The organism is Pseudonocardia xinjiangensis, assembly GCF_050948425.1.
GTDB lineage: Bacteria > Actinomycetota > Actinomycetes > Mycobacteriales > Pseudonocardiaceae > Pseudonocardia > Pseudonocardia xinjiangensis.
Genome location: NZ_CP192009.1, coordinates 6,503,695 through 6,523,985, shown reverse-complemented (window position 1 = coordinate 6,523,985; position 20,291 = coordinate 6,503,695). Strand labels below are relative to the sequence as shown.

At 73.8% G+C, this 20,291-nt stretch carries 18 protein-coding genes; 12 read left to right on the top strand and 6 right to left on the bottom strand.

The features are described from left to right. Positions 1–35: 35 nt before the first annotated feature. Genes ACQPZA_RS30700 through ACQPZA_RS30690 form a run of 3 tightly spaced genes read right to left on the bottom strand, consistent with a single transcriptional unit; the run spans position 36 to position 2,983 of the window. The gene (locus tag ACQPZA_RS30700) at positions 36–374 is read right to left on the bottom strand and encodes a DUF6968 family protein (protein WP_169399352.1); all 339 of its coding nucleotides are present in this window, start codon (positions 372–374) and stop codon (positions 36–38) included. A 60-nt stretch (positions 375–434) separates the two neighbouring features. Next, a complete protein-coding gene (locus ACQPZA_RS30695; RefSeq protein WP_433275578.1) occupies positions 435–2,186 on the bottom strand; it encodes a sulfatase-like hydrolase/transferase in 1,752 nt (583 codons plus the stop codon). 38 nt (positions 2,187–2,224) lie between these two features. Beyond that, positions 2,225–2,983 carry a CDP-alcohol phosphatidyltransferase family protein gene (locus tag ACQPZA_RS30690; RefSeq protein WP_433275577.1) on the bottom strand — a complete coding sequence of 253 codons (759 nt, stop codon included), beginning with the start codon at positions 2,981–2,983 and terminating at the stop codon, positions 2,225–2,227. A gap of 68 nt (positions 2,984–3,051) precedes the next feature. Here ACQPZA_RS30690 and ACQPZA_RS30685 point away from each other — a divergent pair, with 68 nt between their 5' ends. From ACQPZA_RS30685 to ACQPZA_RS30660, 6 genes are read left to right on the top strand one after another with little or no spacing between them, the layout of a single operon-like run. Next, positions 3,052–4,032 carry a zinc-dependent alcohol dehydrogenase gene (locus tag ACQPZA_RS30685; RefSeq protein WP_433275576.1) on the top strand — a complete coding sequence of 327 codons (981 nt, stop codon included), beginning with the start codon at positions 3,052–3,054 and terminating at the stop codon, positions 4,030–4,032. A 21-nt stretch (positions 4,033–4,053) separates the two neighbouring features. Then, a complete protein-coding gene (locus tag ACQPZA_RS30680; protein WP_433275575.1) occupies positions 4,054–4,452 on the top strand; it encodes a 6-pyruvoyl trahydropterin synthase family protein in 399 nt (132 codons plus the stop codon). A 23-nt stretch (positions 4,453–4,475) separates the two neighbouring features. Next, positions 4,476–5,558 (top strand): glycosyltransferase family 4 protein, encoded by a 1,083-nt coding sequence (locus ACQPZA_RS30675; RefSeq protein WP_433283061.1) that lies wholly within the window; start codon positions 4,476–4,478, stop codon positions 5,556–5,558. Between the two features lie 2 nt (positions 5,559–5,560). Further along, positions 5,561–6,403, top strand: a complete 843-nt coding sequence (locus tag ACQPZA_RS30670) for an SAM-dependent methyltransferase (RefSeq protein ID WP_433275574.1) — start codon at positions 5,561–5,563, stop codon at positions 6,401–6,403. Continuing rightward, positions 6,403–7,446 carry a lysylphosphatidylglycerol synthase transmembrane domain-containing protein gene (locus ACQPZA_RS30665; RefSeq protein WP_433275573.1) on the top strand — a complete coding sequence of 348 codons (1,044 nt, stop codon included), beginning with the start codon at positions 6,403–6,405 and terminating at the stop codon, positions 7,444–7,446. The genes ACQPZA_RS30670 and ACQPZA_RS30665 overlap by 1 nt, the downstream gene beginning before the upstream one ends. Next, complete coding sequence (locus tag ACQPZA_RS30660; RefSeq protein WP_433275572.1) at positions 7,440–8,057, top strand: histidine phosphatase family protein; 618 nt, start codon at positions 7,440–7,442, stop codon at positions 8,055–8,057. The genes ACQPZA_RS30665 and ACQPZA_RS30660 overlap by 7 nt, the downstream gene beginning before the upstream one ends. A gap of 7 nt (positions 8,058–8,064) precedes the next feature. Here ACQPZA_RS30660 and ACQPZA_RS30655 read toward each other — a convergent pair whose 3' ends face one another. The 3 genes from ACQPZA_RS30655 to ACQPZA_RS30645 all read right to left on the bottom strand — a co-directional run bounded on the left by ACQPZA_RS30655 (position 8,065) and on the right by ACQPZA_RS30645 (position 10,470). Next, entirely contained in the window at positions 8,065–8,832 is a 768-nt protein-coding gene (locus tag ACQPZA_RS30655) for an FkbM family methyltransferase (RefSeq protein ID WP_169399361.1), read from the bottom strand. Positions 8,833–8,878: 46 nt separating this feature from the next. Beyond that, positions 8,879–9,337, bottom strand: coding sequence for a DUF2231 domain-containing protein (locus tag ACQPZA_RS30650; RefSeq protein ID WP_433275571.1), 459 nt, complete (start codon positions 9,335–9,337; stop codon positions 8,879–8,881). Positions 9,338–9,630: 293 nt separating this feature from the next. Then, on the bottom strand, positions 9,631–10,470 hold the full coding sequence (locus ACQPZA_RS30645; RefSeq protein WP_433275570.1) for an SDR family NAD(P)-dependent oxidoreductase: 840 nt from the start codon (positions 10,468–10,470) through the stop codon (positions 9,631–9,633). A gap of 95 nt (positions 10,471–10,565) precedes the next feature. Here ACQPZA_RS30645 and ACQPZA_RS30640 point away from each other — a divergent pair, with 95 nt between their 5' ends. The 6 genes from ACQPZA_RS30640 to ACQPZA_RS30615 all read left to right on the top strand — a co-directional run bounded on the left by ACQPZA_RS30640 (position 10,566) and on the right by ACQPZA_RS30615 (position 20,277). Further along, entirely contained in the window at positions 10,566–11,243 is a 678-nt protein-coding gene (locus ACQPZA_RS30640; protein ID WP_433275569.1) for a TetR/AcrR family transcriptional regulator, read from the top strand. Between the two features lie 162 nt (positions 11,244–11,405). After that, entirely contained in the window at positions 11,406–12,986 is a 1,581-nt protein-coding gene (locus ACQPZA_RS30635; RefSeq protein ID WP_433275568.1) for an ABC transporter substrate-binding protein, read from the top strand. 4 nt (positions 12,987–12,990) lie between these two features. Further along, entirely contained in the window at positions 12,991–13,983 is a 993-nt protein-coding gene (locus tag ACQPZA_RS30630; protein WP_433275567.1) for an ABC transporter permease, read from the top strand. Between the two features lie 3 nt (positions 13,984–13,986). Further along, complete coding sequence (locus tag ACQPZA_RS30625; protein ID WP_433275566.1) at positions 13,987–15,918, top strand: dipeptide/oligopeptide/nickel ABC transporter permease/ATP-binding protein; 1,932 nt, start codon at positions 13,987–13,989, stop codon at positions 15,916–15,918. Then, positions 15,911–16,912 carry an ABC transporter ATP-binding protein gene (locus ACQPZA_RS30620; protein WP_433275565.1) on the top strand — a complete coding sequence of 334 codons (1,002 nt, stop codon included), beginning with the start codon at positions 15,911–15,913 and terminating at the stop codon, positions 16,910–16,912. Before ACQPZA_RS30625 ends, ACQPZA_RS30620 begins: the two co-directional genes overlap by 8 nt. Beyond that, positions 16,909–20,277 carry a serine hydrolase gene (locus tag ACQPZA_RS30615; RefSeq protein WP_433275564.1) on the top strand — a complete coding sequence of 1,123 codons (3,369 nt, stop codon included), beginning with the start codon at positions 16,909–16,911 and terminating at the stop codon, positions 20,275–20,277. The genes ACQPZA_RS30620 and ACQPZA_RS30615 overlap by 4 nt, the downstream gene beginning before the upstream one ends. The last annotated feature ends 14 nt before the right edge of the window (positions 20,278–20,291 follow it).

Below are 20,291 nucleotides of genomic sequence, written 5' to 3'. Positions count from 1 at the left end.
CTCCGAACGGGTTTCCCCGGTGCCGGCAGGAGATTCTACGGAATGACCTTGTGGACTTCCGGATCGACTTTCAGGCCCAGGTCGGGCAGCCCCAGCCAGTCGAGCCGAACTGCCGCCGTGTCCGCGCGCTCCGCGAGTTCCAGCTGCATGCCGTATACGGAAAGCAGCAGGGACTGCAGGGAGTCGACACCGAAAGAGGCCTCGACGGCCTCGTCGCCGAGACCCAGGATCTGACGGGGGCAGTACCAGTCCCCGCCGGGCAGGGGGTCCGGCAACGGCTTGCCGATCCTCAGCACCACCGGAGTGCGGTGACCGTCATCGGCAATGGCGTCCACCTGCCGCTCGGCCACGACCTCGCCGAGCTCATAGGTCATCGTCACGTGCTCCCCCTGTCGGTGCGATCGCGAATCGCACACGATAGCGAGCGCACCCTCCTAACGGGCCGGTTCGCCCTGCGGGCCGAAAGCGGTCAGGAACCGGTCGCGGAAGGCATCCATCCGCCACACCGGAGCGTCCGGGCCGGGTTTCAGGCCGTCCTGCCACTTCCACCCGGAGATGCGGTCCAGCACGTTCTTGTCCTTGGCGACGATCGTGATCGGGACGTCGTGGTTCGCGCCCTCCCCGCTGACGAGCGAGAGGGGCTGGTGGTCGCCGAGGAAGACGAGCACCAGGTTGTCGTCGCCGTAGGTCTCCACGTAGGAGACGAGGCTGTTGATCGCGTACCCGATCGAGCGCGCGTACGCGTCGCGGACGGCGGGGGTGCCCTTCGCCCACACGGCGTCACGCGGCGGGGCCCCGGCCGCCAGGCCGGTGTAGACCGAGCCGTCACCGATGCTGTTCCAGTCGAGGACCGGTGGGATGAACGGCCACGGCGCGTGGCTGGAGACGGTGTCGATCTCCGCCATCACCGGAGAATGGTTCGGAGCCGAGCGCTCGGCGCGCTGGAAGGCCGACAGGATGTACTGGTCGGGCACCGTCGCCCAGCCGAGGTCCGGTCCCTTGTAGGCGAGCTTCGGGAAGTCGTACACCTGGTCGAAGCCGTAGAACGCCGCCTCCGGCCACGCCCCGGTGGTGCCCGGCGCCACCGCGGCCGTCCGCCACTTCGCGCGGTGGAAGGCGCTGGTGAAGGTCAGGCGATCGCTCGCGACGAGGGTGTCGTAGCGCTGCTGGTTGTCGACCCAGAGGCCGGAGAGGAACGTGGCGTGCGCCAGCCAGCTGGAGCCGCCGAACGTCGACGAGGTGAGGAAGGCGCTCTTCGCCGCGAACCCGGCCGCGGCCAGGCGCCGGGTCCCGTCGTCGAGCACGGGGTCGACCACGGCGGCGAGATCGGGGTTCTCCACCGCGCTGCGCCCGTAGCTCTCGACGAACGTGAGGATGACGTCCTTGCCCCGCAGCCCGGTCAGCAGCTGGTCGTCGGGCGTGTCCCCGAAGGGGTCGGCGGCCACCTGGGCTTCGAACGCCCGCTGGTCCAGCAGGCCCGCCCGCACCTGGACGGCGTGGTCGTAGGCGAGGGTGGTCGCGCTCGTGCCGGCGACCGGCACCCCGGGGACGAGCTGCGCGCCCAGCAGGGCGCAGGTGATCCACACCGCCCCGAGCACCAGCGCGGCGCGGGTCGCGAAGATCCGGCGCCGCACCACGAGCCGGGTCAGCCGGAGAGCCGCCATGATCATGAGGGCGACCAGTGCGACCGCGAGAACCACGACCCCGGCGACGGTGGCATCCGTGCCGATCGGGCCGATCGAGCCCCTGAGGAAGTCGAGGCCCGCGCTGAGCAGGGGCCAGTCGATCACCGGGTCGAACGGCCGGGCGAGCACCGAGACGAAGCCGATGTCGAGGATCTTCAGGATGGTCAGGAGGCCGAGGACGGCTCCGCCGACGATCGCCACCACCCGCCGCGGCGTCGCCGGCAGGACGAGCAGGACGGCGACGGCGACGAGCGCCTCGACGGGGATGCGCACGAACGCGGCGGGTGTGAGGTGGCCGAGGTCGTCCGGGGCGACGAGTGCGAGGAACACGAGCAGCGCGGCCAGTGCGGTGACCACCCGCGCCACGGCCCGGCGGCCCGCTCCACGGCTCCCGGCGCCGGGCGCCACGTCATCCCGGACGTCGCCCGCCTCGTCGGTCGAGGGGGCGTCCTCCGGTGTACGCGCCGGACCGGCGTCGGCCGGCGGGTCGTCCTTCCGCAATGCTCTGTTCCTTCTGTTCGAGTTGTCGTGGTCGCTGCTCACTCCCGCGGGTGCGGCCCGACCATCGCAGCGTCGTCCGGCCGGGCCGGAAGGCGCGAGTTGCGCCACAGCCACACCACGGACTCGCCGAACGACCAGACCAGCAGGGTCAGCGCCACCGCCACCAGCGCGACGGCGAGCAGGAACGGCAGAGCCTCACTGGCGGCCACGACGAGGGCGATCCCCTGCAGCGCGGCCACGGTCTTGGCGGAGTACCTCGTGGGCAGAGCCGACCGCATCCACGGCGCCAGCCGGCTCGCCGCGACGAATACATACCGCATCGCACCGATGGCCAGTACCCACGGGCCCAGCAGCACCGCGACGTGGATGCTCAGCACCAGTACGAGGAACGCGTCGACCTCCATGTCGAACCGGGCACCGAGCGCGGAGACCGTGCCGGTGCGCCGGGCGACCTGCCCGTCGACGGCGTCGAGAGCCAGCGCCACGGCGGCGATGACGACGAGCGGCACGACCGGGGCGTCCCCGGTCACGAGGCCGTCCGCGACGAGCGCGGTGACGCCTCCGACGAGCCCGGCCCGCACCAGCGTGACGATGTCGGCCGGGCCGAGCGTGGTGACTCCGGCCCGGTGGACGGCGGCGGCCAGCACGCTCCAGAGCGCCACGAGGTACGCGATTCCGGCGAGCCAGCCGGCCTTGTCGAGGCCGCCTCCTACCCACAGTCCGACGAGCAGGACGACCTGGACACCCGCCCCGACGGCCTGCTGCTGCGTGATCCGCTGCCGGTCTACGGTCGACATCGAGCCTCTGTGCACACACTCAGCACGGGTCCGGAGACGCGGAGGTTCAGCACGAATTGGAGGGATGTGTGTATCGCACCGCGCGAGCCTTTTGGCTTCGGGCTCCGGGCGAGGGCGAAATTCGCCCTGTCGAGGTACCCCGGCCGGGTCCCGACGACGTCGAAGTCCGAACGCTGTACTCGGGAGTCAGCCGCGGCACCGAGACGCTGGTCTTCCGCGGGGGCGTTCCGGAGAGCCAGTTCGCCGCGATGCGCGCTCCGTTCCAGGACGGCGACTTTCCTGCGCCGGTCAAGTACGGATATCTGAGCGTGGGAGTGGTCGAGCATGGGCCTCCTTCGCTGCTCGGCCGTGCCGTGTTCTGCCTCTATCCCCATCAGACGCGCTACGTGGTTCCGGCCGCCGCGGTGACGCCGATCCCTGACGGTATGCCGCCTGGACGTGCCGTGCTCGCCGGCACCGTCGAGACGGCGGTGAACGTGCTGTGGGATGCGGCGCCGCTGGTCGGGGACCGGATCGCCGTCATCGGGGCCGGGATGGTCGGGTGCAGCGTCGCCGCGGTGCTCGCGCAGTTCCCCGGGGTCGAGGTCCAGCTCGTCGACGTCGATCCCGCGCGCGCCGCCGTCGCCGACGCGCTCGGTGTCCGGTTCGCCGCCCCGGAGGAGGCCGAGGGGGAGTGCGACCTGGTGGTGCACGCCAGCGCCACGGAAGCTGGGCTCGCGCGGGCCCTCGAGCTGCTCGGCGACGAGGGCGAGGTCATCGAGATGAGCTGGTACGGCGACCGGCCGGTGCGTGTGCCGCTCGGCGAGGCCTTCCACTCGCGACGGCTGGTGGTGCGCAGCAGTCAGGTGGGGGCCGTCGCGCCGGCCCGGAGAGGGCGGCGGAGTTTCTCCGATCGAATGAGTTTGGCGCTGCGGCTGCTGGCAAATCCGGTGTTCGACGTGCTGATCACGGACGAGCGACCCTTCGAGGACCTGCCCCGGCTGATGCCGGAGCTCACTGGCGGTGAACTTTCCTCGCTGTGCGTCCGTGTCGTGTACGGACAGCAGTAGGAGACGCCGGAAGGGCAGGTCTTGTTCACCATCACCGTTCGGGATCACGTCATGATCGCTCACAGCTTCCAGGGAGAGGTGTTCGGTCCGGCCCAGCGCCTGCACGGCGCGACGTACGTGGTGGACGCCTCGTTCCGGCGTGCCGACCTCGATGCCGACGGCATCGTCGTCGACATCGGCCTGGCGACCCAGGAGCTCGGCGCCGTACTGGCCGACCTGAACTACCGCAACCTCGACGACGAGCCCGCATTCGCCGGTGTCAACACGTCCACGGAGTTCCTCGCCAAGGTCATCGCCGACCGGCTCGTCGAAAAGGTGCGCGCGGGCGCTCTCGGTGCCGGGGCTCGCGACCTGGCCGGGATCACGGTCGTGCTGCACGAGTCGCACATCGCCTCAGCGAGCTACGAGCGCTCCTTGTGAGACCGGGCGGCCTCATCGCAGGCCTGCGCTCCGTGCACGTCGTCGTCCCCGCTGACATCGACGACGCCACCGTGCCCAGCGGCGGCAACACCTACGACCGCCGGGTCTGCCTCGGCCTGCCGGCCACCGGCTGGTCGGTGCACGAGCTCGCGGTCGCCGGGGCGTGGCCCCGGCCCGACAGCGACTCGCGCGCGGCGCTGGCCCGTGCGCTGCGTGCCGTGCCCGACGGGACCGTCGTCCTCGTCGACGGGCTCATCGCCTGCGGCGTGCCGGACGTCGTCGTGCCCGAGGCCGGCAGGCTGAAGCTCGTCGTTCTGGTGCACCTGCCCCTCGGCGACGAGCTGGGGCACCCACCGGCGCTCGCTGCGGAGCTGACCGCGCTCGAGCGGGAGACGCTGCACGCCGCGAGCGCGGTCGTGGCCACCAGCCCGTGGGCGGCGCGCCGGCTCGTCGCGCACCACGGGCTCGCCGCCGACCGGGTCCACGTCGTCCCGCCGGGCGTCGACCCCGCGCCGATCGCGCCCGGCACGGACGGTGCGACCCGCCTGCTGTGCCTCGGGTCGGTCACCCCGACCAAGGGTCAGGACCTGCTCGTCGAGGCGCTGGCGGCCGTCGCCGACCTGACGTGGACGTGTGAGCTCGCCGGTCCGGTGCGTCGCGATCCCGCGCATGTTGCCGCGGTCCGGGCCACGATCGAGCGACACGGGCTGGGCGAACGGGTGCAGCTGACCGGTCCCCGGACGGCCGCGGAGGTGGCCACGTCCTACGCTGCGACCGACCTGCTGGTGCTGCCGTCCCGTGTCGAGTCCTACGGGATGGTCGTCACCGAAGCGCTGGCCCGGGGGATCCCGGTGCTGGCCGCAGCTGTCGGTGGGGTGCCGGGCACCCTCGGCGACGCTCCGGACGGCGGCGTGCCGGGACTTCTGGTGTCGCCGGACGACGCCCCGGCACTCGCCGGGGAGCTGCGCCGCTGGTTCGACGAGCCGGCACTGCGGGACCGGCTCCGCCGCTCCGCGAGGGGGCGCCGCAGAACTCTGAACGGATGGGAGGTGACGTCACGATGTCTGGCCGGAGTGCTGGAGCCGCTGAGTGGGACGCTCGGTTGAGCGTGCCCGGATCGCCCATCTGTGCGCCGGACTGGCTGACGCTGCGGGAGGGCGCCGACGCCGCGGCCCGGTCGACCGAGCTGGTCGAGCTGGTCCGCGGACATCTGGAGGCCACGGCCCGGCCCGGTGCGCCCGCGGTGATCAGGGATCTCGGCTGCGGCACCGGATCGATGGGCCGCTGGCTCGCCGGCCGCCTGCCCGGACCGCAGCTCTGGATCCTGCGCGACCGCGACACCGGCCTGCTGTCCTACGCGGGCGCGAACACGCCGGGCGAGGCGGCCGACGGCGCCCCGGTCACCATGCGGACCGAGGACGGGGATCTCACCGACCTGCGCGCCGCCGAGCTCGCCGGGACATCGCTGCTCACCGCATCCGCCGTGCTGGACCTGCTCACCTCCGAGGAGGTGGACGGTCTCGCCGCCACGTGCGTGGCGGCCGGCTGTGCTGCGCTGCTGACGCTCACGGTCGCCGGGAGCGTCGACATCTCTCCCTTCGACCCGCTGGACGCCGTGTTCGCGGCCGCCTTCGACTCCCACCAGCGGCGCCCCGTGGACGGCAGGCAACTGCTCGGGCCGGACGCCGGTCCCGCCGCGGCCGCCGCGTTCGCGCAGCGGGGAGCGGTGGTGGAGACCCGGCCCAGCCCGTGGCGTCTCGGTCCGGAACAGGCCGAGCTCGCGGAGGAATGGCTGCGGGGCTGGATCGCCGCTGCGTGCGAGCAGCAGCCGGACCTCGAACGGCATGCCGCTGCCTACCTGCGGCGCAGGCTCGAGGCCTCCACGGCCGGTGAGCTGCTGGTCGAGGTCGGCCACGTCGACGTGCTCGCGCTCCCGGCCGGTGCGTCGTGATGGCGCGGCTCTGGCGCTACGTGCGGGTACTCGCCGGCGTCGGCATCCTGGTCGCGCTCGTGGTGCACCTCGGTACCGGCGCCGTCGTCGACGGGCTGCGGTCGATCGGCACGGGGTCGGTGCTCGCCGCACTCGGCATCGGCCTGCTGACCACGGTGTTCAGCGCCTGGCGCTGGTGCCTCGTGGCGCGCGGTGTCGGCCTGCGGCTGCCGTTGGCCACAGCGGTGGCCGACTGCTACCGGGCCCTGTTCCTCAACTCCGTGCTGCCCGCGGGCGTGCTCGGCGACGTGCACCGTGCGGTGAACCACGGCCGCCGGTCCGGGGACGTCGGGCGCGGCGTCCGCGCGGTGGTGTTCGAGCGGGTCGTCGGGCTGGTGGTCCTGATCGTCGTCGGGATGGGTGTGCTGCTCGCGCAGCCGACCCTGCTCGCGGTCACGGTGGGCGATCTGCACCTCGGCCGCGGCGCCCTCGGCTGGACGCTCGCCGCGCTCACCGCCGTCGTCGCGCTCGGGATCTGGACGATGCGCGGGGCCCGCGCGGCGAGAGTCCGCGTCGCGTTGCGCACCGTTCTCGCGGACGTCCGCACCGGAGTGCTCTCCCGCGGCATCCTGCCGGGGCTGGTCCTGCTCTCCGTTGCCGCGCTGGTCGGCTACCTCGCGCTCTTCGTGGTCGCCGCTCGCGCCGCGGGATCCGAGGCGCCGCTCGGTGAGCTGCTCCCGCTGCTGGTGCTCGCGCTGTTCGCCATGGCGCTGCCGCTGAACGTCGGAGGCTGGGGTCCCCGCGAGGCCGTCACCGCGGTCGCGTTCGGCGCGGTGGGGTTCGACGCCACCCAAGGGCTCACCACCGCGGTGGTCTACGGGGTGCTCAGCCTGATCGCATGTCTCCCCGGGGTCGGTGTGCTGCTGCTGCGCCGCCCGGTCGCCCGGCTCCTGCGCTCGCCGGCGGTCCGGCAGCCCGAGGTCCTGGTCGCTGCGGAACCCGTGACGGACAACGGCGTCGAATGGACGTCACGTCCCACGCGACTAGTGTGGCGCGAGTGCTGATCCTCGTCCGCCATGGACAGACGGACGCCAACGCGCAAGGGCTCCTGCTCGGCCGGGCCGACCCGCCGCTGAACGAGTTCGGGGAGCGACAGGCGCGTGCACTGGCGAAGGCACTCCCGCGTCCGTCCCGGATCGTGTCCAGCCCGCTCGCCCGCGCCCGGCACACCGCCGCGGTGCTCGCCGGTGCGCCTCCCGGCGTCATGGACGCCGAGGACGTGGAGGTCGACGCGCGGTGGATCGAGATGGACTACGGCGAGCTGGACGGCAGGCCCGCGACAGCCCTGGACGAGGGGTCGTGGCGGACGTGGCGGGAGGATCCGGAGTTCGTGCCCGCGGGTGGGGAGTCCCTCGCCGCTGTGTGCTCGAGGGTGCACGAGGCCTGTGCCGAGCTCGCCGACGACGCCGCGCGCGGTGACGTCGTGGTGGTCAGCCACGTCTCCCCGATCAAGGCCGCGGTCACCTGGGCGTTGGGGGTGAGCCACGAGGTGGGCTGGCGGATGTTCCTCGGCGACGCCGCGATCTGCCGGATCGACACCAGTGGCCGGGTGCCGCTCCTGCTGGCGTTCAACGACCCCTGTCCCTTCGACGGAGGCGACCCCGCCGACTGCTGAGGTCCGGTCAGGCCGCTGCGGCCGGCCGGACCAGGCGGGCGTACACGTCCCCGGACCGGCCCAGCGGCCGGAAGCGTTCGAGCAGCGACACCAGTTCGGCCGCGTCGAGCCAGCGGTCGCCGGCGAACCGCATGGTCTCGATGGGCGAGTAGTTGTACTCGTACCCGCCCGCCGCGGCTCCGAGCTGTTCCACGAGGTCCAGCGCGGCGAGCGCGGCGTCGTGCGCAGGCGGCAGGTACTCGAAGGACAACCCGCGCAGCGGCCGGGTGAGCCCGCGGAGCACGTCGACCTCGAAGCCCTCGACGTCGATCTTGCAGAAGGCCGGCTCGCCGTGGGTCGCGATGAGGTCGTCGAGGGTCGCCACCTCCACCTCGACCGCGCGGTCCCAACGCACCCGGGCGAAGCTGCTGTCGGTGGTGACCGACTCGATCCAGTCACGTGACATCGAGGAGACCGTGGGTGTCGCGGTGGACAGGCCCAGCTGTGCCCGCCCCGCCCGGGCCCCGACAGCCTCCGGCACGATCGTCACCCCCCGGTCGCGGCCGAAGAACAGGCGCAGGACGCGCAGGCAGTCGGGCTGCGGCTCGACCGCGATCACCCGCGCCCCCAGCTTCCGCCACGCGCGCACCCGGCTTCCCACGTGGGCACCGATGTCGAAGGCGATGTCCCCCGGCCCGAGGAACTGGCCGTAGAACCGCACCATCCGTCGGTGCCTGCCCGGCACCCCGTGGTACATGGCCAGGGATCGCGCGATCCCGCGCACGCGGCGGAGCATGCGGAGACCCTACTCGGGGCCCGCGTGGCGGAAGATCCAGAACGGGTCAGCCCGCGACGGAGCCCCAGACGGCCGCCGCGCCCGAGTGCCCGGCGAGGACCGTGAGGGTGACCGCGACCAGCCCGGAGACCGCCGACAGCGCACCGACGACCCGAGCCGCCGAACCGCTCTTCCGGCGCCCCAGCACGGCCGCTGCGATCGCGAGCACCGCGAACGGCCACGCCGCCACGACCGTGAACAGACCGAACTGCCCGTGCTGCGCGATCACCGGCGCGAACTCCGCGGTGACGTCGATCGCCGCCTCCAGTTGGTCGCCCGCGAGCTTCGCCAGCGTCGCCGTCACGGCCCCCGCCAGCGCGCCCGCGGCGACGAGCAGCCCGTACGGCCGGACCCACGCCGGTCGCACCGCGAGAACGACGGCGCCGAGCACGGCGAGTGGGATCAGAACCACCACCGCATGGACGAGGAGTGGATGCGCCGGGACGCCTGCGACCGTGATGAGCACTGCAGCATCCTGGACCACCGGCGGGACGCGCCCTCGGACGGCGCCCGCCCGGGGCGCGCGCCGGCCGGCCCCCGCGAGTCGCCCGTTTCGCACGCGCGAGTCGCCCGTTTGGCGTCGGCGAGTCGCCCGGGCGGGAGCCGGGATGCTCGTTCCGAGATGTGGCTCTTGGCCCTTGGAAGGGCCGAAAGGCGGGTCTCGTGGCGATCATGTGGCCCCAGGCGGGCGACTCGCACGCGGAAACCGGGCGACTCGCGGGGGTACGGGCGCCCCGCTCTGGCCGGGTCGCCGGGGACTCAGGCGACGACGGACTCGGAGAGCTCGCGCCACCTCTCGTCCGACTCGGCGAGGGTGCGGGCGCTCTCCTGGGCCATGGCGTAGGCCTGGGCGCCCAGTACGAGGCGGAGCGGGGCGTCCTCGCGGCCCGCGAGCGTCCGGATCACCTGCGCGACCTTGCGGGGGTCGGTCTCCGCCACGGTCGTCGCCGCCCTGATGTGGGCGGTGACGGCGCCGACGGTCGGCCGGTAGGGCTCGCTGACCGGGGGGACCGTCATCGACGAGCCGGCCCAGTCGGTCGTCATCCCGCCCGGCTCGAGCACCGTGACCTTGATGCCCAGCGGGGCCACCTCCTGGGCGAGCACCGTCGAGAAGCCGCCGGTCGCCCACTTCGCGCTCTGGTAGGCGGACAGGCCGGGCGTACCGAGCCGGCCGCCGAGGGACGACACCTGGAAGACGTGGCCGGAGCCCTGCTCCCGCAGGATCGGCAGCACCGCCCTGGTGACGGACACGAGGCCGAGGAAGTTGGTCTCGATCTGCGCGCGGAACGACTCGGGCGTCGTGTCCTCGACGGACGCCATGTCGGCGTATCCGGCGTTGTTGACCACCACGTCGTAGCGGCCGAACCGCTCGAACCCGGCCTGCACCGCCTGCTCGACGGCGGCGGCCGAGGTGACGTCGAGCGCCACGGGGAGCAGCCGGTCGCCGTACCGGGCGACGAGGTCGTCGAGCTGCTCGGGCTTGCGGGCGGTGGCGACCACGCGGTCGCCCGCGTCGAGCGCCGCCTCCACGACCGCGCGGCCGAGACCGCGCGAGCTTCCTGTGACGAACCAGACCTGGGGCATTGCTGCTGGGGACATCGCTGCTTCCTTTCAGACCGGCGGTCTCTTGTACGTCCCACGCTAAGAGACCGGCGGTCTCCTGTCAAAGCACCGACGGTCTGTAATCTGTGGGGGTGCCCACGTTCCAGCGCGCCCGCAGCGAGGAGCAGCGCGAGCTCCGGCGACGGACGATCCTGCGCACCGTGGCGTCGATGCTCGAGGAGATGCCCGTCCACGAGGTGAGCCTCAACGAGCTGAGCCGCCGCGTCGGCCTGGCGAAGTCGAACGTCCTGCGCTACTTCGAGTCGCGCGAGGCGATCCTGCTCGAACTGCTCGACAGCGCCTGGAACGCCTGGGTCGCCGATCTGCCCGGGGAGTTCACGGGTGAGATCGACCCCGAGGCCGGCGCCCGCGAGCGCGCCGAGCGGGTCGCCGCGGTGCTGAGCGGGTCGCTCGCGCGCCGGGCGGTGCTGTGCGACCTGCTGAGTGCCCAGGCCGGCGTCCTGGAGCACAACGTCTCCCCGGACGTGGCCGCCCGGTACAAGCGGGCGACCATCGCCGGGGTCGCCCGCCTGGCCGACCTGCTGCGCGACTACCTGCCCGAGCTCGGCGACGGGGCGTTCGTGCTGTGCGGGCGGGTCCTGATGGTCAGCGGGGCCGTCTGGACCCACAACCGGCCCGCGCCGAGCATGCTCGCCGCGTACGCGGCCGACCCCTCCCTGGAAGCGCTGCGCGGGAACTTCGAGGAGTCGCTGCGGGAGACGCTCGCGGCGCTCGTCGTGGGCTCCCTCGCCAGGGCCGGCCGACTGTGACGGCGGCAGCGGACGGCAGGAACCGCATCGTCGACGGGTAGGACTCCGGCGTCGTTCATCGTGGCGGACGAGAAAGACGGTTCCGATTCGTGCGCCGCGACCAGGACAGCCGCGACTCGTCCCGGCATGCTCCGCATCCACCCGATCTTGAGTGGAGGCACGATGCGATCTTCCGCGGCCCTCGCGGCAGCCGGCGCGCTGGCGCTGACCCTTGCCGCGTGCGGCAGCGGCGGCACGGCCACCGGAGGAGGGGCCGCGGACGGCGGCACGTTCGTGATGGTGCTGCCCGCCGACCCCGGCAACCTCGACCCGCACTTCACGTCGCTGTCGAGCGCGTTCCAGGTGGGGCAGTTCCTCTACGACTCGCTGGTCGACATCGACGAGAAGGGCGAGATGGTGGCGGGCCTCGCCGAGAAGTGGGAGGCGACCACGACCACGGCGACGTACACCCTGCGCGAGGGCGTCACGTGCTCGGACGGCACCCCGCTGACGGCATCGGACGTGGCGGCGAACATCAGCTTCGTCGGCGACACCCGGAACGCCTCCACCCGCGTGGGCATCTTCGTGCCACCCGGGGCGAGCGCCACCGGTGACGACGCGGCGCGCACCGTGACCGTCACGTCGCCGGTGCCGGACGCCTTCCTCAGCCGCACCGTCGGCGGCCTGCAGATCGTGTGCCCGAAGGGGATGGCCGACCGGAGCCTGCTCGCCCGCGGCGCCGTCGGCAGCGGGATGTACACGATGACCGAGGCCGTGCCCGGCGACCACTACACGCTGACCCGGCGGCCGGAGTACGCCTGGGGTCCCGGCGACTGGCGCCCCGACCAGCCGGGGCTGCCGGACAAGGTCGTGCTGCGCGTCGTGGCCAACGAGACCACCGCTGCCAACCTGCTCGCCTCCGGTGAGGTGCAGGCCGCGGCGGTGCTGGGCCCCGACCGGCAGCGCCTGCAGGGCATGGGGCTGTTCGTGCGGGACGCGCTCGCCCCGGCAGGCGAGCTGTGGTTCAACCAGGAGGCAGGGCGGCCCACCGCCGACCCGGCGGTCCGGCGGGCGCTGACGCAGGCACTGGACCTCGGCCAGCTCGGGCAGGTGCTGACCAGCGGGGCGGGCCTGCCGTCGAGTGGGCTCGTGTCCACCGGCCGGGGCCCGTGCAGCACCGGCGGGGTGGCCGCGAACCTGCCGGCACTCGACCTCGACGCGGCGCGGGCCGGCCTCGACGCCGCAGGCTTCCCGGCCGGACCGGACGGAGTGCGCACGCGGGACGGCCGGCGGCTGTCGATGTCGGTCTTCTACCCGACCTCGGTGCTCCCGGGCATGCAGGCCACTGCCGAGCTGCTGCAGCAGGCCTGGGCCGCCGTCGGCGTGGACGTCACGCTGCGGGGTGGCGCGGACGCCGAGACCGGGCAGCTCGTGTCCGGGCAGGCCGACTGGGACGCCGCCTTCATCCCGCTGAGTGTGTCGCTGCCCAGCCAGCTGGTGCCGTTCCTCTCCGGTCCGACGCCGCCCGGCGGCACGAACTTCGCCCACATCCAGAACGCCGGCTACACGGCCGAGGCCCAGGCGGCGGCCGCGATCCCCGGCTCGGACGGTTGCGACAGGTGGGCCGAGGCGGAACGGGAGCTGCTGCGGAACGTGGACGTCGTGCCGTTCGCGGACGCCACGAGACCGGTGTTCGGGCGCGGCGTGACGTTCGAGCTGAGCGACGGCAGCGTCGCGCCTGCCACGATCCGATTCACCGGCTGACCCGGTGACGACCGCGACCGCCGGCGTCCCCGGCGCTGCGGGCCGCACCGGGAACGGGTGGCTGCGCTTCGCGCTCCGCAGGTCCGGCCGCTTGCTGGTGTCGGTGTGGGTGCTGGTCACCGCGGCGTTCCTGATGCTCCACCTGATCCCCGGCGACCCGGTGCGGGCCGCGCTGGGGGCCACCGCATCGGTGGAGCTGGTGGCCGCGCGCCGGGCCGCGCTGGGCCTCGACGCCCCGCTATGGCTGCAGTACGGGAGGTACGTCCGGGGCCTGTTCACCGGGGAGATGGGCACGTCGCTGACCTCCGGGCTGCCGGTGTCGACGATCATCGGGGACCGCCTGCTCGCCACCGTCGAGATCGCGGTCTACGCGTTCGGGCTGGCCGTGCTCGTCGCCGTTCCGCTCGGGCTCGGGATGGCGGTGCTGACCCGCGGCGGCCGGCGCCGCCGGGCCGAGCTCGGGTTCACGGGCACCAGCGTCGTGGTCGCGGCCGTCCCGGAGTTCCTGCTGGCAGTCGGGCTGGTCTACGTGTTCGGCGTCCGGCTCGGCTGGGTGCCGGTCGCGGGGCAGTCCGGTCCCGCCTCCTACGTGCTGCCGGTCATGGCGCTCGCGCTCGGCCCGGCGGCGGTGCTCGCCCGGATCGTGCGGGTGGAGACGCTCACCGTGCTGCAGGCCGACTTCATCCGCACGGCGCGGGCCAAGCGGCTGCCGGACCGGCTCGTGCTGGCTCGGCACGCCCTGCCGAACGCGCTCACCGCGACCCTGACGCTCGGCGGGCTGATGTTGAGCTCGCTGGTCGTCGGCACGGTGCTGGTGGAGAGCGTGTTCGCGTGGCCGGGGCTGGGCAGCTCGATGGTCGCCTCGATCGTGGGCCGGGACTACCCGGTCGCCCAGGGCGTCGTGCTCGTCTACGGCGCGGGTGTGCTGCTGGTGAACCTCCTGGTCGATGTGGCGCTCGCGCTGCTCGACCCGCGTTCGACGATCCGGGAGGGCTGAGCGGTGGAGTCACGGTCGGCGGCCCGGTGGGCCGGGGCGCTGCGCAGCCCGTTGGGCGTGACCGCGGAGGTGCTGCTGGCGGCCGTACTGCTGCTCGCCGTGGTGGCCCCGGTGCTCTGGTCCGGCGCGGCCGACGCCCCGGACACCACCCGGATCCTGCAGGGCCCCTCCGCCGCGCACTGGGCCGGCACCGACGCACTCGGGCGCGACATCCTCTCCCGGGTCCTCGTCGCGACCCGGCTGTCGGTCGTGCTGGCGCTGCTCGCGACCGCGATCGGGGTGCTGGCCGGCATCCTGCTCGGGTCGGCGCCGGTGCTGCTCGGCAGCCGCGCGGGCCGGTGGGTCACCGCAGCGGTGAACATCGCCGTCGCCTTTCCCGGCCTGCTGCTCGCCCTGTTCTTCGCGGTGGTGTTCGGGGTGGGCACGAGCGGGGCGCTGCTGGCGATCGGGGTCGCCGTCGCGCCCGGCTTCGCCCGGCTCACCCAGACCCTGGTGGCCGGGGTCGCCGGGCGCGACTTCGTGGCGGCGGCGCGCCTCGCCGGCGTCGGGCGGGTCCGGCTGCTCACCCGGCACGTCCTGCCCAACATCGCCGAGCCGCTCGTGATCAACGCGACGATGACGGCCGGCTCGTGCCTGCTGGCGTTCGCGGGGCTGTCGTTCCTCGGCATGGGCGTGCAGGCTCCCGCCTACGACTGGGGACGGATGCTGGGCGACGGGCTCAGCGGCATCTACGCCAACCCGGCCGCGGCACTGGTCCCCGGGGCCGCGGTGGTGGTCGCGGGGCTGGCGTTCAACCTGTGCGGCGAGGCGATCGCGAAGGGCGTGGGGATGCGCGCCCCGGTCGTGCGCCCCGGCCGGGACGTCGGCGCGGACCTCGGCCCGGACCTGGCCTCGCCGGTGGCGGTGCCCGCAGACGAGGACGCCGTGCTCGTGGTGGAGAACCTGCGGGTCGGCTTCCCCGGCCCGGACGGCCCCGTCACCCCGCTGCGCGGGGTGAGCCTGACGATGCGGCGCGGTGAGACCGTCGGGATCGTGGGCGAGTCCGGGTCGGGCAAGAGCCTCACCGCACTGGCGATCGCGAGGCTCGTCGACGACCCGGGGCGGGTGCATGCCGACCGCCTGGAGTTCCTGGGCGAGGACCTGACGACGGCGCGGTCGCGGGAGGTGCGGCGGCTGCTGGGCACCTCGTTGGCGCTGGTCTTCCAGGACCCGATGACCTCGTTCAACCCGGCGATGCGGATCGGGCGCCAGCTCGCGGAGGTGGCCGAGCAGCACCAGGGCATGGACCGCAGGCGGGCGTGGGCGCACGCCGTCGACCGGCTGCGCGCCGTCCGGATCCCGGGGGCGGCGCGGCGCGCGGCGCAGTACCCGCACGAGTTCTCCGGCGGCATGCGGCAGCGGGCGATGATCGGGATGGGCCTGATGGGCAGCCCCGCGCTCCTCATCGCCGACGAGCCCACCACCGCGCTCGACGCCACCGTGCAGCGGCAGGTGCTGGCGCTGCTGGACGCGGTCCGCGCCGCCGACGACGTCGCGGTCCTGCTGATCAGCCACGACATCGGCGTCGTCCGCGAGACGTGTGCCCGCGTGCTCGTCATGTACGCGGGGCGCATCGTCGAGGATCTCCCCGCCGCCGAGCTGCGCACCTCGGCCCGGCACCCCTACACGCGGGCCCTTCTCGCGGCGGTGCCGGACATGACGACCGACCGGGAGCGGCCGCTCGCCGTCATCCCCGGTCGCCCGCCCGACCCCGCCCGGTGGCCGGCCGGCTGCGCGTTCGCCCCGCGCTGCGGCCTCGCCGACGATCGCTGCCGGGACGTCGAACCGCCGCTCCTGGCCGACGACCGCGGCCGGCGGGTCGCGTGCTGGCACGCCGACGTCGCGGGGCGGCCGGGCGCGCCCGTCGCCGTCCGGATCGGCGGTGTCCATGAGTGAGCTGCGCCTGAAGGACGTCACCGTCCGGTTCGGCGGCCGCAGGCGTGGCCTGACCGCGGTCGAACGCGTGGACCTCACGGTCCCGGCCGGGTCGGTCGTCGGCCTCGTCGGCGAGTCCGGGTCGGGCAAGTCGACGCTCGCGCGGGCCGCGGTCGGTCTGACCCCGATCGCGGGCGGTGCCATCCTGCTGGACGGGCAACCGCTGCGGCACCACACCCGGGGTCGCCGCCCGCTCCAGATGGTGTTCCAGGACCCGTACTCCTCGCTGGACCCCCGCATGACCGTCGGCGCGTCGATCGCGGAGGCGCTGCCCCACGGCAGCGTGCGCGGCCGGGCCGCCCGCCAGGCCGAGGTCGCCCGGCTGCTCGACCTGGTCGCCCTGCCCGCCGACCGCGCCGGCACGTACCCGGCGCAGCTGTCCGGGGGGCAGCGCCAGCGGGTCGCGCTGGCCAGAGCGCTGGCCGGGCGCCCGGACGTGGTGATCGCCGACGAGATCACCTCGGCGCTGGACGTCTCCGTACAGGGCACGGTGCTGAACCTGGTCCGCGACCTGCAGCGGCAGCTCGCGCTCTCCATGCTGTTCATCTCGCACGACCTGGCCGTCGTGCGGTACGTCAGCGACTACATCGCGGTGATGCACCTCGGACGCATCGTCGAGTACGGGGCCGCCGGCGACGTCCTCCTGGACCCGCAGCACCCCTACACCCGCGAGCTGCTCGCCGCGGTGACCGCACCCGTCGCGGCGCCACCCGCCGTGCTCGACGGGGAGCCGGCCGACCCCCACCATCCGCCGACCGGGTGCCGGTTCCACCGCCGCTGCCCCCAGGGTCCGCTGGTGCTCGCCGACCGCGAGGTCTGCCGGACCACCGAGCCCGTGGCCGACGGCCACCGCCACCGCGCCGCGTGCCACTTCGCGGCGCCCGACACCACCGAGCACGCAGAGCGCGTCGACGTTCCCGTCGACGCCGCCATCGATCCGAGGAGCACCCGGTGACCCGACGCCAGCTGATCGACGACCTCACGACGATCGCCGTGCCGGAGCAGCCCGCGCTGTCCCCGGACGGCAGCCAGGTCGTCTACGTCCTGCGCACGACCGACGCCGACGCCGACCGCACCGTCCGGGAGATCTGGGGCGTCGGCGCCCGCGACGGGCGGCCCCGCAGGCTCACCCGCGGTCCCGCCGACACGGCGCCCGCGTGGTCGCCCGACGGCACCCACGTCGCGTTCCTGCGCACCGCCCACGGGGCCCCGCAGGTGTGGCTGCTCGACGTCAGGGGTGGCGAGCCCGAGCCACTGACCACACTGCCGATGGGCGCCGGGGCGCCGGTGTGGAGCCCGGACGGCACGCGGATCGCGTTCGCCGCCGCCGTCGACCTCGCCGCCGACGCCGGGGAGAGCGACGAGGCGCGCGCCCGGCGGGACACCGCGCCCGTGGTGGCCGACCGCCTCGACCTCCAGGCCGACGGCGCCGGGCTGCTGCGCTCGGTGCGCACCCACCTGCACGTGCTCGACCTCGACACCCGGCGGTGCCGCCGTGTCACCGACGGGGACTGGCACGCCGGGCGCCCGTCCTGGTCGCCCGACAGCACGCGGCTGGCGTTCTCCGCGGCGACCGCCCGGGACGCGGACCTGGTGCTGCGGGTGCCGGTGCACGTCCTCGACGTCACTGCCGTCGCCACCACCCCCGAACCGGTCGGCCTGACCGAGGGGGTCGGCGGGCCGGTCGGATGGACCGCCGACGGGTCGGCGCTGCTCGTCGTGGGCACGACCGGAGCACCGACCGGCCACAACCGGCTGCTGCGGCTGCCGCTCGACGGTGGCGACCCGGTGGACCTCACCGCACCGCTGGACCGCAACGTGATGCCGGGCGGCCCCGCCTACCCGGGCGCGCTTCCCCAGCTCGTGGACGAGGGCGCCACCGTGCTGTTCTGCGCCAGGGAGCGGGGCTGCACGCACCTCTACTCCGTGCCTGTCGACGGCGGTACCCCGCGACCGGTGCTCGGCGGGGCCGGGCGCAACGTGCAGGGCCTCTCCGTGGCGGGCGGCGTGGCCGTCGTGGCGCTGGGCACGCCGACGTCCTTCGGCGAGATCGTCGCGGTCGACCTCGCCACCGGCGCGGAGACCGTCCGGACCGATCACGGCGCGGACCTCGCGGACGTCGAGCTCTTCGCCCGGGAGGAGCGGGAGTTCACGATCTCCGACGGCACCGTCGTGCAGGGCTGGCTGATCCGGGACCCGGCCGCCGAACCGGGGCCGCAGCCGCTGCTGCTGGACGTCCACGGCGGCCCGCACAACGCGTGGAACGCCGCTGCCGACGAGGTGCACCTCTACCACCAGGAGCTGGTCGCCCGCGGCTGGACGGTGCTGCTGCTCAACCCGCGCGGCAGCGACGGCTACGGCGAGCAGTTCTTCGACGCGGTCCGCGGCGGGTGGGGCGAGGCCGACGCGAAGGACTTCCTGGAGCCGCTCGACGACCTCGTCGCCGACGGGACCGCCGACCCGCGGCGGCTCGCCGTGGCCGGCTACAGCTACGGCGGCTTCATGACCTGCTACCTGACCAGCCGCGACGACCGCTTCGCCGCCGCTGTGGCCGGTGGCGTGGTCACCGACCTCACGAGCATGGCAGGCACCTCCGACGAGGGGCACTTCCTCAGCGAGTACGAGCTGGGCGCGCGCCCGTGGGGGGAGGGCAGCGAGCGGTACGCCGCGATGTCCCCGCTGACCCACATCGACCGGGTGCGCACGCCGACGCTGATCGTGCACGGCGGGGCCGACCTGCTCTGCCCGGTCGGCCAGGCCCAGCAGTGGCACACGGCACTGCGGGAGCAGGGCGTCCCGACCCGGCTGGTGCTCTACCCGGAGGGCTCGCACATCTTCATCCTCGACGGCCGCCCGTCGCACCGGACCGATTTCAACCGCCGGGTCCTCGACTGGGTGGAGCAGTACGCCGGGGACGCCACCGGTCCGCGCCGCCCGCGCATCGACGCCGCGCACTGGCAGCGGCGGCTCACCGCGCTGGCCGCGCGCTACGGTGTCCCTGGCGCCACCCTCGGGATCCTGCGCCTGCACCCCGGCGGTGACGACGAGCTCGTCGAGGCCGCACACGGCGTGCTGAACGTCGATACCGGTGTCGGGACCACACCCGACTCGGTGTTCCAGATCGGGTCGATCACCAAGGTCTGGACGACGACCATCGTGATGCAGCTCGTCGACGAGGGCCTGCTGGACCTCGACGCGCCGATCGTCGAGGTGCTGCCCGAGCTGCGGCTCGCCGACCCGGACGCTACGAAGGGGGTGACGATGCGGCACCTGCTGACCCACACCAGCGGGATCGACGGTGACGTCTTCACCGACACCGGCCGCGGCGACGACAACCTCGAGAAGTACGTGGCGCAGCTCGTCGACGTGGCGCAGAGCCACCCGCTCGGCGCCACCTGGTCGTACTGCAACTCGGGGTTCTCGCTGGCCGGGCGGGTGATCGAGAAGATCATCGGCGGCACGTGGGACGAGGCGGTACGCAAGCGGATCTTCGAGCCGCTGGGGCTGCGGCGCACGAGCACGCTGCCGGAGGAGGCGCTGCTGCACCGGGCCGCGGTGGGGCACATCGGCGAGCCCGGCACCGACCCCGTGCGGGCTCCTGTCTGGACGCTCCAGCGGTCGGCGGGTCCGGCCGGTCTGATCAACTCGACCGTCGCCGACCTGCTCGGCTTCGCCCGCCTGCACCTGACCGGTGGCCTCGCGCCCGACGGCACCCGGCTGCTCAGCGAGGAGGCCGCCGCGGAGATGGCGTCCAAGCAGGCCGACCTGCCCGACAAGCACACGCTCGGCGACTCGTGGGGTCTCGGGTGGATCCGGAACGACTGGGGCGGCCACCGCGTCATCGGGCACGGCGGCAACACGGTCGGGCAGGCGGCCTTCCTGGAGCTGCTGCCGTCCCACGGGTTCGCCGTCGCGCTGCTCACCAACGGCGGCAACAACCGTGACCTGCACGAAGACCTCTACCGTGAGATCTTCGCCGAGCTCGTCGACGTCGAGCTGCCCCGGCTGCCCACCCCGCCGGCCGAGCCCGTGTCCGTGGACGTGTCCCGGCACGTGGGCACCTACGAGCGGGCGGGCGTCCGGGTCGAGGTCGCCGAAGGCCCGGACGGGCCCGTGATGCGGACGACGGTGATCGGCCCACTCGCCGAGCTGGTCCCCGAGGAGACGCAGGAGTACGCGCTGGTGCCGGTCGAGGAGAACCTGTTCCTGGTGCAGTTGCCCGGCTCGGTGCAGAGCTGGTTCCCCGTGACGTTCTACGAGCTGCCCACCGGCCAGCGGTACGTGCACTTCGGTGCGCGCGCCACCCCGAGGGTGAGCTGAGTGCCGGGCTCCGA

Bases quoted from the DNA above. Each gene is read 5' to 3' on its own strand.
- ACQPZA_RS30700 (WP_169399352.1), bottom strand. From the start codon at position 374: ATGACCTATGAGCTCGGCGAGGTCGTGGCCGAGCGGCAGGTGGACGCC.
- ACQPZA_RS30690 (WP_433275577.1), bottom strand. From the start codon at position 2,983: ATGTCGACCGTAGACCGGCAGCGGATCACGCAGCAGCAGGCCGTCGGG.
- ACQPZA_RS30665 (WP_433275573.1), top strand. From the start codon at position 6,403: ATGGCGCGGCTCTGGCGCTACGTGCGGGTACTCGCCGGCGTCGGCATC.
- ACQPZA_RS30655 (WP_169399361.1), bottom strand. From the start codon at position 8,832: ATGCTCCGCCGCGTGCGCGGGATCGCGCGATCCCTGGCCATGTACCAC.
- ACQPZA_RS30645 (WP_433275570.1), bottom strand. From the start codon at position 10,470: ATGTCCCCAGCAGCAATGCCCCAGGTCTGGTTCGTCACAGGAAGCTCG.
- ACQPZA_RS30635 (WP_433275568.1), top strand. From the start codon at position 11,406: ATGCGATCTTCCGCGGCCCTCGCGGCAGCCGGCGCGCTGGCGCTGACC.
- ACQPZA_RS30620 (WP_433275565.1), top strand. From the start codon at position 15,911: ATGAGTGAGCTGCGCCTGAAGGACGTCACCGTCCGGTTCGGCGGCCGC.